Source organism: Pseudomonas sp. So3.2b, assembly GCF_019464415.1.
GTDB classification, from domain to species: Bacteria; Pseudomonadota; Gammaproteobacteria; order Pseudomonadales; family Pseudomonadaceae; genus Aquipseudomonas; species Aquipseudomonas shahriarae.
Window position 1 is genome coordinate 4,886,080 of sequence record NZ_CP080494.1, and the last position, 14,402, is coordinate 4,900,481.

A 14,402-nucleotide genomic window follows, 5' to 3' on the forward strand; every position below is an offset into this window, starting at 1 on the left:
CCGCGACAGTGGATCTTTCCCATGCCAGATACCCAGCGCCCCATGGCGGTCACGCTGCAAGTCGTTTCCATCGTGCTGTTCACCTTTATCGGCTACCTGAATATCGGCATCCCCCTGGCCGTATTGCCGGGCTATGTCCACAGCGACCTGGGCTTTGGCGCCGTGATCGCGGGCCTGGTGATCAGCGTGCAGTACCTGGCCACCCTGCTGAGCCGGCCCTACGCCGGGCGCATCATCGACAACCGCGGCAGCAAGCGCGCGGTGATGTACGGCCTGGCCGGTTGCGGCTTGAGCGGGGTGTTCATGCTGGCATCCGCCGCCCTGACCCACCTGCCGGCCCTGAGCCTGGCCAGCCTGTTGATTGGCCGGCTGGTGCTGGGCAGTGCCGAAAGCCTGGTGGGTTCGGGCTCCATTGGCTGGGGCATCGGCCGGGTCGGCGCGGTGAATACCGCCAAGGTCATCTCCTGGAACGGCATTGCCAGCTATGGCGCCCTGGCGATTGGCGCCCCGCTGGGGGTGCTGCTGGTCAGTCGGTTCGGGCTGTGGAGCATGGGTGCCAGCATTATTGCCCTGGCGGTGCTGGGCCTGTTGCTGGCCTGGCCGAAAGTCGCGGCGCCCATTGTGGTCGGCGAGCGCCTGCCCTTTATGCATGTGCTCGGCCGCGTGCTGCCCCACGGCTGCGGGCTGGCCCTGGGTTCCATCGGTTTTGGCACCATCGCCACGTTTATCACCCTGTATTACGCGACCCGCAACTGGGATAACGCAGTGCTGTGCCTGAGCCTGTTCGGCGCCAGCTTTATCGGGGCGCGGTTGCTGTTCGGCAACCTGATCAACCGGATCGGCGGGTTTCGCGTGGCGATTGCCTGCCTGTCGGTAGAAACCCTCGGCCTGCTGCTGTTGTGGCTGGCCCCGAGCGCCGAGCTGGCCCTGGCGGGCGCGGCCTTGAGCGGTTTCGGGTTTTCCCTGGTGTTCCCGGCGCTGGGGGTTGAAGCGGTCAACCTGGTACCCGCCTCCAGCCGTGGCGCGGCGGTAGGGGCCTATTCGTTGTTTATCGACTTGTCATTGGGTATCACCGGGCCGCTGGCCGGGGCGATTGCGGCGGGTTTCGGCTTTGCCTCGATCTTTTTGTTTGCCGCGCTGGCGGCCTTCGCCGGGCTGCTGCTGAGCCTGTACCTGTATCGCCAGGCCCCCAAATACCGCGACGAACGTAACGCCGGCTAGAAATCCACCTTGCCGCGCCCGGCCTTGATGCTGCCGCGCTTGGTCTTGGATTCCAGGCGACGCTTTTTCGAGCCCAGGGTGGGCTTGGTCGGGCGGCGTTTTTTCTCGACCTTGGTCGCGCTGAGGATCAACTCCACCAGGCGCTCCAGGGCATCGGCGCGGTTCTGTTCCTGGGTCCGGTATTGCTGGGCCTTGAGGATCAACACGCCGTCGCTGGTAATCCGACTGTCACGCAGTGCCAGCAAGCGTTCCTTGTAGAACGGCGGCAGCGACGAAGCGCCGATATCGAAGCGCAAATGCACGGCGCTGGAGACCTTGTTGACGTTCTGCCCGCCAGCGCCCTGGGCGCGGATGGCCGTCAACTCGATTTCGGCATCGGGCAGGTGCACGTTACTGGAGATCACCAACATCGAAAGCGGGTCCGTGAGCGAGGGTAGAGGCCGGGTTGCCGGCCCCTACGCGGTGGGCTAGGGGTTCAGCGAGGATACAGCACTCACGTCAGCCTGAGCCTTGCGCTTGTTCTTGAGCACATAGCACACCCACATAAAGGCCAGCCAGACAGGAATCGCATACACCGAGACCTGAATCCCCGGAATCAACAACATGACCCCCAGGATAAACACCACAAACGCCAGGCACACGTAGTTGCCATAGGGGTACCACAGCGCCTTGAACAGCGGCACCTGACCGGTGCGGTTCATGTGCTGGCGGAACTTGAAGTGCGAGAAGCTGATCATCGCCCAGTTGATCACCAACGTGGCCACCACCAGGGACATCAGCAATTCCAGGGCATGCTGCGGGATCCAGTAGTTCATCAACACCGCCACCAGGGTGACGGCCGCCGAGGCCAGGATCGAACGCACCGGTACACCGCGCTTGTCGATCTTCGCCAACGCCGCCGGGGCGTCGCCTTGCTCGGCCATGCCCAGCAGCATGCGGCTGTTGCAGTAGGTGCCGCTGTTGTACACCGACAGCGCCGCCGTCAGCACCACGAAGTTGAGGATATGCGCGGCGGTGTTGCTGCCCAGCATCGAGAACACCTGCACGAACGGGCTGCCGCTATAGGCATCGCCGGAAGCATTCAGGGTCACCAGCAGGCTGTCCCACGGCGTCAGCGACAGCAGCACTACCAGGGCGCCAATGTAGAAAATCAGGATGCGGTAGATCACCTGATTGATCGCCTTGGGGATCACGGTGCGTGGCTGGTCCGCTTCAGCGGCGGTAAAACCGAGCATTTCCAGGCCGCCAAAGGAGAACATGATGATTGCCATGGCCATCACCAGGCCGCCGACACCATGGGGGAAGAACCCGCCGTGCTCCCACAGGTTGGTCACCGACGCCTGGGGCCCGCCGGTGCCGCTGACCAGCAGGTAGCTGCCCAGGGCGATCATGCCGATAATCGCCACCACCTTGATAATCGCAAACCAGAACTCGGCTTCGCCAAACACTTTGACGTTGGCCAGGTTGATCACATTGATCAGCACGAAGAAGGCCGCCGCCGAGACCCAGGTCGGAATCTCCGGCCACCAGTAATGCACATACTTGCCGACCGCCGTCAGCTCCGACATGCCCACCAGGATATAGAGGATCCAGCAGTTCCAGCCCGACAAGAAGCCTGCGAAACCGCCCCAGTACTTGTGGGCAAAATGGCTGAAGGAACCGGCCACTGGCTCTTCGACGATCATTTCGCCCAACTGGCGCATGATCATAAAGGCAATGAAACCGCAGATGGCATAGCCGAGGATCATCGACGGGCCGGCTGACTTTAGCACCCCCGCCGAGCCCAGGAACAGGCCGGTACCGATCGCGCCACCGAGGGCGATCAATTGAATATGACGATTTTTCAGGCCGCGCTTCAGTTCGCCTGAATGCGAGTTGGGTCCACTCATGAAAAGGGTCTCACGCAAGGTTTGATGATGTTCAATACACGATGCTGCTTTGAAACCGACTCAAGCAGCGCCGATCAAACCCCAGCGCAAACACCAGGAGTCCAGCGTCTTTCTAACGGTCATGCGTCACCTGTTTGTTTTTATCTGTGACGAAATCGAACCCGTCCGGCTTATGGCCGGGCGGAGTTAACAAGGCAGCTAGCCTTGAAGGCCTTTTGCGTGGGTACGCAAGGGGGGTCACAGTAAAACGCGGCGCATTGTACACCGCTCGATCCGCTAGGGAGGGTTGCGGGAGAGATTGTTCGTCAAATGGAAGATTTTCTTTACACAGAAAGTTCATCAAGAGCACGCCCTGCGTAGGCTCGGCCCAACCGTAAAATAATCGTTACATCGCGGAAGCCATTCCTGACACCCCACCGACTACCCCGTGGCGAGCGGGCTTGCCCGCGCTGGACTGCGCAGCAGTCCCTTGAAAGAACAACCCAGTCAACCAGGCAGACCGAGACAGCAGAGTGTGGGGCTGCTGCGCAGCCCGACGCGGGCAAGCCCGCTCGCCACACAGCGCGCAAAAAAAAACGCCAACCCGCAGGTTGACGCTTTTTCTTACAGCTTGAAGCTTAAAGCTTGCTGCTGCTCTTAAGGCTTCTTACGCCCAAACCCCGGACGCTGGCCGGAACCTGCCGGTGCGCCACGGCGCTTGCCCGACGGCTCGTCCGCGACCAGTTTGAGCCCTGGGCGCTTTTTCGGCGCGGGCTTGGCTGGACGCTTGGCACCTTCGGCTGGGCGATCGGTCTGCGGAGCACCACGGCCGGTATCGCCACGGTTGCTGCGACCGCCCGTTGGTGCTTCGCCACGACCGGCAGGCCGCGGGGTACGCGGTGCACGCTCGCCATCCTGACGGGCTGGAGCCGATGGACGACGATCGCCCTCGATCTGCGGCTGACGGGAAATACGACCGCCTGTGGCCGGAGCATCCAGCGCCGGGCGCAAGGTGCGCGCAACGCGTTCGGTACGTGCCACCGGGCGCGACGATTTACGCTGCATGCGCTCCAGCTTGTCTTTGCTCTTGGCATTCATCTGCGGCATGGCCACAGGGGTCAGGCCCACTTCAGCACTGAGGATGTCGACTTCGTACTGGCTCATTTCGCGCCAGCGCCCCATCGGCAGGTCCGAGTTGAGGAACACCGGGCCGAAACGCACGCGCTTCAGGCGGCTGACCACCAGGCCCTGGGATTCCCACAGGCGACGTACTTCACGGTTACGCCCTTCCATCACCACGCAGTGGTACCAGTGGTTGAAACCTTCGCCACCGGGGGCCTGCTTGATGTCGGTGAACTTGGCCGGGCCGTCTTCCAGCACCACGCCAGCCTTGAGGCGTTCGATCATCTCGTCATCGACTTCACCCCGTACACGTACCGCGTACTCACGGTCCATCTCGTAGGACGGGTGCATCAGGCGGTTGGCCAGCTCACCGTCGGTGGTGAACATCAGCAAGCCGGTGGTGTTGATGTCCAGGCGGCCGATGTTGATCCAACGGCCTTCTTTAGGCTTGGGCATCTTGTCGAACACGGTTGGACGGCCTTCCGGGTCGTCACGGGTGCAGATCTCGCCGTCGGGCTTGTTGTACATGATCACGCGGCGCACCGATTCGGCGGCCTCTTCACGCTTGATGACCTTGCCATCAATGGTGATCGCATCATGCAGATCGACGCGCTGGCCCAGGGTGGCTTCGACGCCATTGACCTTGATGCGCTTCTGGGTGATCCAGGCTTCTACGTCGCGGCGCGAGCCGACGCCGATACGAGCGAGGACTTTTTGCAGCTTCTCGCCGGCTGGGCCGATTTCCTGGCTGTCGTTCTGGTCTTGGTCTTTCATCTTAAGCACCTCCCGGTGTGTCGATTCAGGCGTGGCCTGAAGGTATTGAAACTGTTGTCTTGGGCGAACGCATCGCCGAAGGGTCGCGAATCATACGCTCATGGCGCGCATTGCGCATCAGAGACTAGTCGATATGGGCCGGCTCATTTGCTTTTCCGCCGACCGGTGGCACCCAGGGCGATCAGCCGCAGCTCGGCTTCGGCCAGCACCGCGCGCTTGTCGACCTTGTCGAGCTTCTTCCAGGCCCGGATCTCACGCTTGCTGCGCCCGCAGCCGACGCAGATATCGTCGCTGAACTTGCAGAGGCTGATACAGGGGTCTTTGGTGGAGCTCATATACATTCTCCCTGGTGCAGAAGATCCAATGTGGGAGCGGGCTTGCTCGCGATTGCGGTAGATCAGTCATATATCCAGTGGCTGACACTCCGCAATCGCGAGCAAGCCCGCTCCCACATTTGGTTCTGGGTCAGTCTTCGAATTCGCGGCGTTCGTTTTCGATGGCTTCGGCCAGTGCCCGGGCTTCGGCTTCTTCTTCGCTCAACTCGGGCTGTTCCAGGGCGGCGACGGCGGCCAGCAGTTTTTCGCGGGCGGCCGCCACACCCAGGATGTCTTCCTCAGGCTCAGGTTCGACCGCAGGCGCCGTTTCAACGTTCACCGGCATTTCGCCCGCCCCATCACGCAGCAAGTCATCAAAGTCGGTCTTGATCCCCTGCTCCATATCGTCCAGCTCCAGCAGCAAGGTGTGGAAACTGGTCTCGTCCTTCGGCTCTTCCGGCTCGGCGCTGGCATCAGCCAGCTCCTGCAAGCCGGGCGGCACCGGGGCATCGTCGAAATCGAGCACCGGTTCGGCCTCGATCTCACGCAGCTCGGCCAAAGGCGGCAGGTCGTCGAGGTTCTTCAGGTTGAAGTGATCGAGAAACACCTTGGTGGTGGCGAACATCGCAGGTTTGCCGGGTACGTCGCGGTAGCCGACGATACGGATCCACTCGCGCTCCAGCAGCGTCTTGACGATATGGCTGTTGACCGCCACGCCGCGCACGTCTTCGATCTCGCCACGGGTGATGGGCTGGCGATAGGCAATCAGCGCCATGGTTTCCAGCATCGCCCGGGAATACCGTTGCGGGCGCTCTTCCCACAGGCGCCCCACCCACGGCGAAAATTTCTCACGGATCTGCAAGCGATAGCCCGAGGCCACTTCGCGCAGTTCAAAAGCACGGCCGTCACAGGATTTGCGCAGGATTTCCAGGGCCTTCTTGAACACCGGCGGTTCCGGGCGCTCGGCCTCTTCAAACAGTTCAAACAGGCGCTCCAGCGATTGCGGCTTGCCCGAGGCCAAGAGGAAGGCTTCCAACAGCGGTGCCAGTTCGCGGGGTTCAGTCAGATTCATCAATTCAGCTCGTTATTCGGCTCGCGCCCGCACGTGGATAGCCGCAAAAGGCTCATTCTGCACCAGCTCGACCAAGGATTCCTTGACCAGCTCGAGGATCGCCATAAAGGTCACCACCACGCCCAGGCGCCCTTCTTCGGCGGTAAACAGCTCGACAAACGGCACAAAGCCGCCGCCCTTGAGGCGCTCCAGCACATCGCTCATACGCTCACGGGTGGACAAGGCTTCGCGGCTGACCTGGTGGCTTTCAAACATATCGCCACGGCGCAGCACCTCGGCCATGGACATCAACAGTTCTTCCAGGCTCACATCCGGCAATAATTTGCGCGCCCGGGCTTCCGGGGCGTCGAGCTTGGGCACCACAACGTCACGGCCCACGCGGCTCAAGCCATCAATACCTTCGGCGGCAGCCTTGAAGCGCTCGTATTCCTGCAGGCGGCGGATCAGTTCGGCGCGGGGATCGTCCTCTTCGGCTTCGATTGTCTCGGAACGCGGCAGCAGCATGCGCGACTTGATCTCCGCCAGCATCGCCGCCATCACCAGGTACTCGGCGGCCAGCTCCAGGCGCACCGACTGCATCAACTCGACATAGCCCATGTACTGGCGGGTGATTTCCGCCACAGGGATATCGAGGATATTGATGTTCTGCTTGCGGATCAGGTACAGCAGCAAGTCCAGCGGACCCTCGAAGGCCTCAAGGAACACTTCCAGGGCATCCGGCGGGATATACAGGTCCAGGGGCATTTCCATGACCGCCTGGCCGTAGACCATGGCAAATGGCAGCTCCTGCTGGGCGCCGGCCTGGCTGTCGACGGTTTCCACGGCCGACATTCAGGCCTCGACCAGGAACGGTGCCGGGTCGCCACAACCCACACGGATCACCTCCGGCTCGCCGTCGGCCAGGTTGATCACGGTGGACGCCTTGTTGCCGCCGTACCCGCCGTCGATGATCAGGTCTACGTGCTTTTCCAGGAGCTGGCGCATTTCATAGGGATCTTCCAGCGGCTCAGTGTCGCCGGGCATGATCAACGACACGCTCATCAGCGGCTCACCCAACTCGGCCAGCAGCGCCAGGGCAATGGGGTGCTCCGGCACCCGCAGGCCGATGGTGCGCTTTTTCGGGTGCAGCAACAGGCGCGGCACCTCGCGGGTGGCATTCAGAATAAAGGTGTACGGCCCCGGCGTATGGGCCTTGAGCAGGCGGAAAGTGCCGGTATCGACTTTGGCGAACAGGCCCAATTGCGACAGGTCGCTGCAGATCAGCGCAAAGTTGTGATTCTTGTCCAGTTCGCGCAGGCGTCTTACGCGCTCCACGGCGTTCTTGTCGCCGATCTGGCAACCGATGGCGTAGGAGGAATCCGTGGGGTAGATCACCACGCCGCCGCCTCGAATGATCTCCACGGCCTGCTTGATCAGCCGCGCTTGCGGGTTTTCCGGGTGAATCTGGAAAAATTGACTCACGTTCTCTACCTGTTCAGACGGTGGCGGTAATGGGGTCATGCTTGAATCGCCCCCACAGGAGCGGCAAGTCTTCCGGGACCGGACGATATTCGCCGATCTCCGACCAGCCGCCTGGGCCATGGAAATCACTGCCGGCACTGACCAGCAGACCAAATTCACGGGCAAGAATCGCCAGGCTGCCAACCTGTTCGGCGGGTTGATGCCCATTGACCACTTCGATGGCGTGGCCACCCGCTTGAATATAGTCGCCTATCAGCTTGCGACGCTTGCTGCGGGTAAAATCGTAATGCCAGGGGTGCGCCAGGCTGACCCAGGCCCCGGAAGCACGCAACGTGGCAACCGTGTCCTCCAGAGTCGGCCAGTGCAGCTTGACGTCCCCCAGCTTGCCGGCGCCCAGCCATTTGCGGAACGCTTCGGCGCGGTCCTTGACGAACCCTTCACGCACCATCCAGTCGGCAAAATGCGGACGGGCCGGCGCGTTGCCGCTGTCGCCCAGCTCCTGCTGGATCGCTCGGGCGCCCTCCAGCGCGTTGGGCATGCCCTTGAGCGCCAGTTTGCGGCTTATTTCTTCGGACCGCAGCCAGCGGCCATCGTGCAAATTGGCAATGGCCGCCACCAATGGCGGGGCCGTGACGTCAAAACCGTAGCCCAGGACATGAATGGTCGCGCCGCCCCAGGTGCAGGACAATTCGACGCCATTGACCAGATGCATCCCCAGGGCCGTGGCGGCACTACGCGCCTCTTCCAGGCCTTCGAGGGTGTCGTGGTCAGTCAGCGACAGGACTCGCACGCCTTTTTCAAACGCACGCGCAACCAGTACCGCGGGCGCCAGGGCGCCGTCGGAGGCCGTGCTGTGGCAGTGCAAATCAACATTCACGGAAGTGTGTAACCTCAAGTCAGCTGGCGCTTTCGCTACCAAGGATGTTTGTTATTATGCCGCCACATCCAGCTTCTGGCTCTTACTGTGAAACAATTCATCGACTTCATCCCGCTGTTGCTGTTCTTCATCGTTTTCAAAACCGACCCACGGGTCCTTGATATCGGCGGCCATGAGCTGTCGTTCGGCGGCATCTACAGCGCCACGGCGGTGCTGATCATCAGCTCCCTGGTGGTCTACGGTGCGATCTTCATCTCCCAGCGCAAGCTGGAAAAAAGCCAGTGGCTGACCCTGATCGCCTGCCTGGTCTTTGGCGGCCTGACCCTGGCCTTCCACAGCGAGACCTTCCTGAAATGGAAAGCCCCAGTGGTCAACTGGCTGTTTGCCCTGGCCTTTATCGGTAGCCACTTCATTGGTGATCGCCTGCTGATCAAGCGGATCATGGGCCACGCCCTGAGCCTGCCGGAGCCGATCTGGACCCGCCTGAATATCGCCTGGATCGGGTTTTTCCTGTTCTGTGGCGCGGCCAACCTGTTCGTGGCCTTTACCTTCCAGAGCTACTGGGTCGACTTCAAGGTGTTCGGCAGCCTGGGCATGACCGTGGTGTTCCTGGTTGCCCAGGGTATCTACCTGTCGCGCCATCTGCATGACACCGACCCCACCACGCCAAAAACCGAGGACTGACATGCTCTACGCCATCATCGCCACCGACGTTGCCAACTCCCTGGAAAAACGCCTGTCCGTTCGCCCGGCCCACGTGGAACGCCTCAAGGCGCTGCAGGCCGAGGGGCGCTTGGTGATCGCCGGCCCGCACCCGGCGGTCGACAGCAATGATCCGGGGGACGCTGGCTTCACCGGCAGCCTGATCATCGCAGAGTTCGCCTCCCTGGCCGATGCCCAGGCCTGGGCCAAGGCCGATCCGTATGTGGCGGCCGGCGCCTATGCCGATGTCGTGGTCAAACCGTTCAAACAAGTCCTGCCCTGATCCCGGTGGTGCTGAACCTATTGGGCTCGGCAAACGCCTAATCGCTCATTATTCTCGGTAACCTGCCGACAACGTTCTGAATATTCGTGTGGAATCAGGAGTTCCGATGCGCTTACGTCAGTTGTGTCTGTTGGCAGTGTTAACGATCGGGGCTACGGCCCAGGCTGAAGAAACCTCGAACACCGGCAGTTCCACGCCCCTGTCCTTGAGTGCCGGCAGCCAGATCACCGAGTTGCAGCAACGCTTGAAAGAAAGCGAACGCCTGCGCGAAGAGCTGAGCAAACAATTGCAGACTGCCGATGCTGCCCGCGAGAGTGCGCAACTGAGCCGGCTGCGCCAGGACAATCAGCGCCTGGCCCAGCAACTCAAGGAAGCACAAGGTGGCGCCCTGCCACGCTGGCTCACTGACCAGCAGCAGTGGTTTGTGATTGGTGCGGGAGTTGCGCTGGTCGCCCTGCTGTGCGGTATCTTCGCCAGTGGCGGGCATCGGCGCCGTCGACAATGGCTAAATTGAGTGAGTCATGAGCGAGCTGTTACTGATAGATGATGACCAGGAGCTTTGTGAGCTGCTGACCAGTTGGTTGAGCCAGGAAGGTTTCCAGGTGCGCGCTTGCCATGACGGCGTGAGCGCGCGCAAAGCCCTGGCCGAAGCCGCGCCGGCGGCGGTGGTGCTGGATGTGATGCTGCCCGACGGCAGCGGCCTGGAGTTGCTCAAGCAATTGCGCGCCGACCACCCGGAGCTGCCGGTACTGATGCTCTCGGCCCGGGGCGAGCCCCTGGACCGGATCCTCGGCCTGGAACTGGGTGCCGATGACTACCTGGCCAAGCCCTGCGACCCCCGCGAACTGACCGCCCGCCTGCGGGCGGTACTGCGCCGCAGCCACCCGACGGCGGTGTCGACCCAGCTGGAACTGGGCGACCTGTGCTTCAGCCCAGTGCGTGGTGTGGTGATCATCGACCATCAGGAACTGACCCTCACCCTGTCCGAAAGCCGCCTGCTGGAAGCCTTGCTGCGCCAGCCGGGCGAGCCCCTGGACAAGCAGGAGCTGGCGCAGATCGCCCTGGGGCGCAAGCTGACCTTGTATGACCGCAGCCTGGACATGCACGTCAGCAACCTGCGCAAGAAAATCGGCCCGCATGCCGACGGCCGCCCGCGGATCGTTGCATTGCGCAGCCGTGGCTACTACTACAGCCTCTGACATCCCCAGCAGGAGCCGGCAACCCGGCGCCTACAGGTTTGTAAGCCCCCACCCAATCCGTCTTTACCCAAGCTTTACCCTTCCCTGACCGCCGCTGACCTTGATCTTCGTAATCTACTCACATCCGGACTCACCGGAACCGAGACAAGGAGAAACACCATGCGCAAGACCCTTATCGCTCTGATGTTCGCCGCAGCCCTGCCGACCGTCGCCATGGCCATGCCAGAAGGCCATGGCCCGATGGGCGGCCCTGAAGGCCACATGATGGGTGGCCCGGGCCACGGCAGTGAACACGGCATGCGCGGCAAAGGCGGCCCGTTCAGCCAACTGGACCTGACCCGCGAGCAGCGCCAGCAGATCGGCAAACTGATGGGCGAACAACGGGAAGGCCGCCAACAACTGGTCAAGAAGTACCTGGACAAACTCCCGGCCGCTGACCAGAAGGCCATGAAGGACGAAATGGCCGCCGCCAAGCAGAAAACCCAGGCGGATATCCGCGCCTTGCTCAAGCCTGACCAGCAGAAGAAGTTCGACGAAATGGCGAAGAAACGCGCCGAGCGTCAAGCCGAGTGGCAGCAGTTCCAGGCCTGGAAAGCGCAACAACCGCAAAAAGCGCAATAATGCGTTAGCAACCTCCCAGCCCAGTGGCCCGTGCCGCTGGGCTTTTCCTGTTTGAGGGTTTCCTGTGCGTTCACTCTTCTGGCGCATCCTTGCCAGTTTCTGGCTGGCTATCGCCCTGGTTGCCGGGCTGTCGGTCCTGCTTGGGCATATGCTCAACCAGGACGCCTGGATTCTCAGCCGCCATCCCGGCCTCAACAACCTGGCCGAAGAATGGACCCAGCGTTATGAAACCCAGGGCGAGGACGCCGCCCAGGATTTGTTGCAACAGCGCAAACGCCAGTACCACGTCGATGTGCAGGTGCTCAACGAGAGCGGCGACCCGGTGGTGCGTGGCACCTTCCCGCGCCGCGCCGCCGCCTTTGAAGCCCGCCAGCATGAGAGCCACGAGGGCCGGCTACCGTGGCGCCGCCTGACGGCCGAGTACACCAGTGAAAAAACCGGCGATACCTACCTGCTGATCTACCGCATCGCCCTGCCGGAGCTGGATGCCTGGCACCGCAGCAGCCTGCTCTGGCCCTTGAGTGCCCTGGCGATTGCGTTGGTGGTGCTGACCCTGTTCAGCCTGCTGGTGACCCTGTCCATCACTCGCCCCCTCAGCCGTCTGCGCGGTGCAGTGCATGACCTGGGCCAGACCACGTACCAGCAAAACAGCCTGGCGCGCCTGGCCGACCGACGTGATGAATTTGGCGTACTGGCCACCGACTTCAACCGCATGGGCGCTCGCCTGCAAAGCCTGATCGGCAGCCAGCGGCAATTGCTGCGCGATGTGTCCCACGAACTGCGCTCGCCCCTGGCGCGCCTGCGGATCGCCCTGGCCCTGGCGGAACGGGCCACGCCCGAAGCCCGGGAGAAGCTCTGGCCGCGCCTGACCCTGGAATGTGATCGCCTGGAAGCCTTGATCAGCGAGATCCTGGTGCTGGCGCGGGTCGACGCCGACAACGCCAGCGCCGAAGACATCGACCTCAACGCCCTGCTCAAGACCCTGCAAAAGGACGCCCAGCTCGGCGCCCCGGAGCAGCTGGTGCAACTGCAAGCCGAGCCGGCGCTGCAACTCAAGGGCTGGCCCCATATGATCGAGCGGGCGCTGGACAACCTGTTGCGTAATGCCCAGCGCTTCAACCCTCCCACCCAGCCGATTGAAGTCCAGGCCCAGCGCCAAGGCGAACGCATTGTGATCAGCGTGCGCGACCACGGCCCGGGCGTGGAGGCCGAACACCTGCAAAAACTGGGCGAGCCGTTTTACCGCGCCCCCGGGCAAACCGCCCAAGGTCATGGGCTGGGCCTGGCCATCGCCCGCCGGGCCGCCGAACGTCATGGCGGCAGCTTGAGCCTGGCCAATCATCCCGAGGGCGGATTTATCGCCACCCTGGACTTGCCCTTGCAGCCGGGGATTGCAGCACACCCCTGAAGATCTTCTATGATGGCCCCTCTCTTATGGAGGGCCTTTGATGACTGATCTGCTCACCTCGATCCAGCGTGCACTCGATCTGCCGCCCACGCCGCTGGCGACCACTGCAGCCGGCGCCCTGCCGTCAACCTTCGCTGTCACCGAGCTGGCCTGCGCCAGCATCGGGGCTGCCGGCCAGGCCATAGCCCGGCTGCTGGAACAACACACCGGGCGCCTGCCCCTGGTCAGCGTCGACCCGCGCCTGGCCTCCTTCTGGTTCTCCAGCTCCCTGCGCCCACTGGGCTGGAGCGTACCGCCGCTGTGGGATCCGATTGCCGGTGACTACGCCTGCGCTGACGGCTGGATTCGTCTGCACACCAACGCCCCCCACCACCGCGCAGCTGCCGAGCGTGTACTGGGGCAGGTCGCGGATCGGGCGGCGATGGCGCTCAGGGTCGCCTCCTGGAACGCCGCCGAGCTTGAGCAGGCGTTTGTCGATGAGGCCGGCTGCGCCGCGCAGATGCGCACCTGGCAGCACTGGCAGGCTCATCCCCAAGGGTTGGCGGTCAATCAGGAACCGTTGGTGGCATGGGAGCGCTTCGAGGCAGCCGGCAACACCACCTGGCTGGGCAACGTGGCGCGCCCGTTGGCGGGGGTCAAGGTACTGGACCTGACCCGCGTTCTGGCCGGTCCTGTGGCCAGCCGTTTTCTCGCAGGGCTTGGCGCCGACGTATTACGCATCGACTCCCCCACCTGGAACGAACCAGGGGTCGTGCCGGAAATGACCCTGGGCAAACGCTGCGCGCGCCTGGACCTTAAAAACACCGACGACCGGCAATTATTCGAAGGTTTGCTCAAGGATGCCGACATTCTGTTTCACGGTTATCGGGCCGATGCACTGGAGCAACTGGGTTACAACGCGAGCGCACTGCAGCAACTCGCCCCCGGCCTGATCGACGTCAGCCTCAACGCCTACGGCTGGAGCGGCCCGTGGCGCAATCGCCGGGGCTTCGACAGCCTGGTGCAGATGAGCAGCGGTATCGCCCACGCCGGCATGCAATGGAAGCAGGCGGATAAACCCGTGCCGCTGCCGGTGCAGGCGCTGGACCATGCCACCGGTTACCTGATGGCGGCCAGTGCGATACTGGCCTTGGCCGAGCGCTTAAGCAGCGGGCATGGGGGTTCGGCCCGGCTGTCGCTGGCGCGTACGGCGAAATTGTTGATCGAGGCGGGACAAGGCGTGAAGCAGCCAGCGTTGCGTGAAGAAGAACCGGGTGATCAGGGGCTGCTGGTGGAGCAGACGGCCTGGGGGCCGGCGCATCGGTTGCTGGCGCCGGTCACTCTTGCCGGGACACCGCTGCAGTGGGATTTGCCGGCTGGGGAATTGGGCGCGCATCGAGCACGGTGGTGACCTTGAAATGGTCATCGCGGGCAAGCCCGGCTCCCACAGTTGACCGTGTACACGATCAACTGTGGGAGCGGGCTTGCCCGCGATAAGGCC

At 62.8% G+C, this 14,402-nt stretch carries 16 protein-coding genes; 8 read left to right on the forward strand and 8 right to left on the reverse strand.

The features are described 5' to 3' along the window. Positions 1 to 21 precede the first annotated feature (21 nt). Entirely contained in the window at positions 22 to 1,221 is a 1,200-nt protein-coding gene (locus K1X80_RS21955; RefSeq protein ID WP_057960499.1) for an MFS transporter, read from the forward strand. On the opposite strand, the gene arfB is transcribed toward K1X80_RS21955, so the two are convergent. The 8 genes from arfB to K1X80_RS21995 form a co-directional block, all read right to left on the reverse strand. Then, entirely contained in the window at positions 1,218 to 1,631 is a 414-nt protein-coding gene (gene arfB, locus K1X80_RS21960; RefSeq protein ID WP_057439984.1) for an alternative ribosome rescue aminoacyl-tRNA hydrolase ArfB, read from the reverse strand. The genes K1X80_RS21955 and arfB overlap by 4 nt on opposite strands. A 57-nt stretch (positions 1,632 to 1,688) precedes the next feature. Continuing rightward, a complete protein-coding gene (locus tag K1X80_RS21965) occupies positions 1,689 to 3,110 on the reverse strand; it encodes an amino acid permease (protein WP_057439985.1) in 1,422 nt (473 codons plus the stop codon). Positions 3,111 to 3,746: 636 nt separating this feature from the next. Continuing rightward, positions 3,747 to 4,985 (reverse strand): 23S rRNA pseudouridine(2605) synthase RluB, encoded by a 1,239-nt coding sequence (rluB, locus tag K1X80_RS21970; RefSeq protein WP_057960500.1) that lies wholly within the window; start codon positions 4,983 to 4,985, stop codon positions 3,747 to 3,749. A gap of 143 nt (positions 4,986 to 5,128) precedes the next feature. Beyond that, positions 5,129 to 5,320, reverse strand: coding sequence for a DUF1289 domain-containing protein (locus K1X80_RS21975; RefSeq protein ID WP_057439987.1), 192 nt, complete (start codon positions 5,318 to 5,320; stop codon positions 5,129 to 5,131). A gap of 130 nt (positions 5,321 to 5,450) precedes the next feature. Continuing rightward, complete coding sequence (scpB, locus tag K1X80_RS21980) at positions 5,451 to 6,371, reverse strand: SMC-Scp complex subunit ScpB (RefSeq protein WP_057960501.1); 921 nt, start codon at positions 6,369 to 6,371, stop codon at positions 5,451 to 5,453. A 12-nt stretch (positions 6,372 to 6,383) separates the two neighbouring features. Further along, the gene (locus tag K1X80_RS21985) at positions 6,384 to 7,082 is read right to left on the reverse strand and encodes a ScpA family protein (protein WP_169851199.1); all 699 of its coding nucleotides are present in this window, start codon (positions 7,080 to 7,082) and stop codon (positions 6,384 to 6,386) included. A gap of 120 nt (positions 7,083 to 7,202) precedes the next feature. After that, positions 7,203 to 7,832 carry an L-threonylcarbamoyladenylate synthase gene (locus K1X80_RS21990; RefSeq protein WP_057439989.1) on the reverse strand — a complete coding sequence of 210 codons (630 nt, stop codon included), beginning with the start codon at positions 7,830 to 7,832 and terminating at the stop codon, positions 7,203 to 7,205. A 13-nt stretch (positions 7,833 to 7,845) separates the two neighbouring features. Beyond that, positions 7,846 to 8,709 (reverse strand): PHP domain-containing protein, encoded by an 864-nt coding sequence (locus K1X80_RS21995; RefSeq protein WP_057960503.1) that lies wholly within the window; start codon positions 8,707 to 8,709, stop codon positions 7,846 to 7,848. Positions 8,710 to 8,796: 87 nt separating this feature from the next. Here K1X80_RS21995 and K1X80_RS22000 point away from each other — a divergent pair, with 87 nt between their 5' ends. The 7 genes from K1X80_RS22000 to K1X80_RS22030 all read left to right on the forward strand — a co-directional run bounded on the left by K1X80_RS22000 (position 8,797) and on the right by K1X80_RS22030 (position 14,312). Continuing rightward, entirely contained in the window at positions 8,797 to 9,393 is a 597-nt protein-coding gene (locus tag K1X80_RS22000; protein ID WP_057960504.1) for a septation protein A, read from the forward strand. Between the two features lies 1 nt (position 9,394). Beyond that, a complete protein-coding gene (locus K1X80_RS22005; RefSeq protein WP_057439992.1) occupies positions 9,395 to 9,694 on the forward strand; it encodes a YciI family protein in 300 nt (99 codons plus the stop codon). A gap of 106 nt (positions 9,695 to 9,800) precedes the next feature. Next, entirely contained in the window at positions 9,801 to 10,208 is a 408-nt protein-coding gene (locus tag K1X80_RS22010) for a hypothetical protein (RefSeq protein WP_057439993.1), read from the forward strand. A gap of 7 nt (positions 10,209 to 10,215) precedes the next feature. Continuing rightward, on the forward strand, positions 10,216 to 10,893 hold the full coding sequence (locus K1X80_RS22015) for a response regulator transcription factor (protein ID WP_057960506.1): 678 nt from the start codon (positions 10,216 to 10,218) through the stop codon (positions 10,891 to 10,893). Positions 10,894 to 11,052: 159 nt separating this feature from the next. After that, a complete protein-coding gene (locus tag K1X80_RS22020; protein ID WP_057960507.1) occupies positions 11,053 to 11,514 on the forward strand; it encodes an LTXXQ domain protein in 462 nt (153 codons plus the stop codon). Between the two features lie 64 nt (positions 11,515 to 11,578). Beyond that, positions 11,579 to 12,922: a cell wall metabolism sensor histidine kinase WalK gene (locus K1X80_RS22025; protein WP_220172509.1), complete on the forward strand. Its 1,344-nt coding sequence runs from the start codon at positions 11,579 to 11,581 to the stop codon at positions 12,920 to 12,922. Positions 12,923 to 12,962: 40 nt separating this feature from the next. Then, positions 12,963 to 14,312, forward strand: a complete 1,350-nt coding sequence (locus K1X80_RS22030) for a CoA transferase (protein WP_198792067.1) — start codon at positions 12,963 to 12,965, stop codon at positions 14,310 to 14,312. Positions 14,313 to 14,402: the final 90 nt, after the last annotated feature.

What these genes read in the sequence shown, in the direction of transcription:
- arfB (WP_057439984.1), bottom strand. Translation starts at nt 1,631, where the DNA reads ATGTTGGTGATCTCCAGTAACGTGCACCTGCCCGATGCCGAAATCGAG.
- K1X80_RS22010 (WP_057439993.1), top strand. Translation starts at nt 9,801, where the DNA reads ATGCGCTTACGTCAGTTGTGTCTGTTGGCAGTGTTAACGATCGGGGCT.
- scpB (WP_057960501.1), bottom strand. Translation starts at nt 6,371, where the DNA reads ATGAATCTGACTGAACCCCGCGAACTGGCACCGCTGTTGGAAGCCTTC.
- K1X80_RS22015 (WP_057960506.1), top strand. Translation starts at nt 10,216, where the DNA reads ATGAGCGAGCTGTTACTGATAGATGATGACCAGGAGCTTTGTGAGCTG.
- K1X80_RS22005 (WP_057439992.1), top strand. Translation starts at nt 9,395, where the DNA reads ATGCTCTACGCCATCATCGCCACCGACGTTGCCAACTCCCTGGAAAAA.
- K1X80_RS21955 (WP_057960499.1), top strand. Translation starts at nt 22, where the DNA reads ATGCCAGATACCCAGCGCCCCATGGCGGTCACGCTGCAAGTCGTTTCC.
- K1X80_RS22030 (WP_198792067.1), top strand. Translation starts at nt 12,963, where the DNA reads ATGACTGATCTGCTCACCTCGATCCAGCGTGCACTCGATCTGCCGCCC.
- K1X80_RS22020 (WP_057960507.1), top strand. Translation starts at nt 11,053, where the DNA reads ATGCGCAAGACCCTTATCGCTCTGATGTTCGCCGCAGCCCTGCCGACC.
- rluB (WP_057960500.1), bottom strand. Translation starts at nt 4,985, where the DNA reads ATGAAAGACCAAGACCAGAACGACAGCCAGGAAATCGGCCCAGCCGGC.
- K1X80_RS21975 (WP_057439987.1), bottom strand. Translation starts at nt 5,320, where the DNA reads ATGAGCTCCACCAAAGACCCCTGTATCAGCCTCTGCAAGTTCAGCGAC.
- K1X80_RS21965 (WP_057439985.1), bottom strand. Translation starts at nt 3,110, where the DNA reads ATGAGTGGACCCAACTCGCATTCAGGCGAACTGAAGCGCGGCCTGAAA.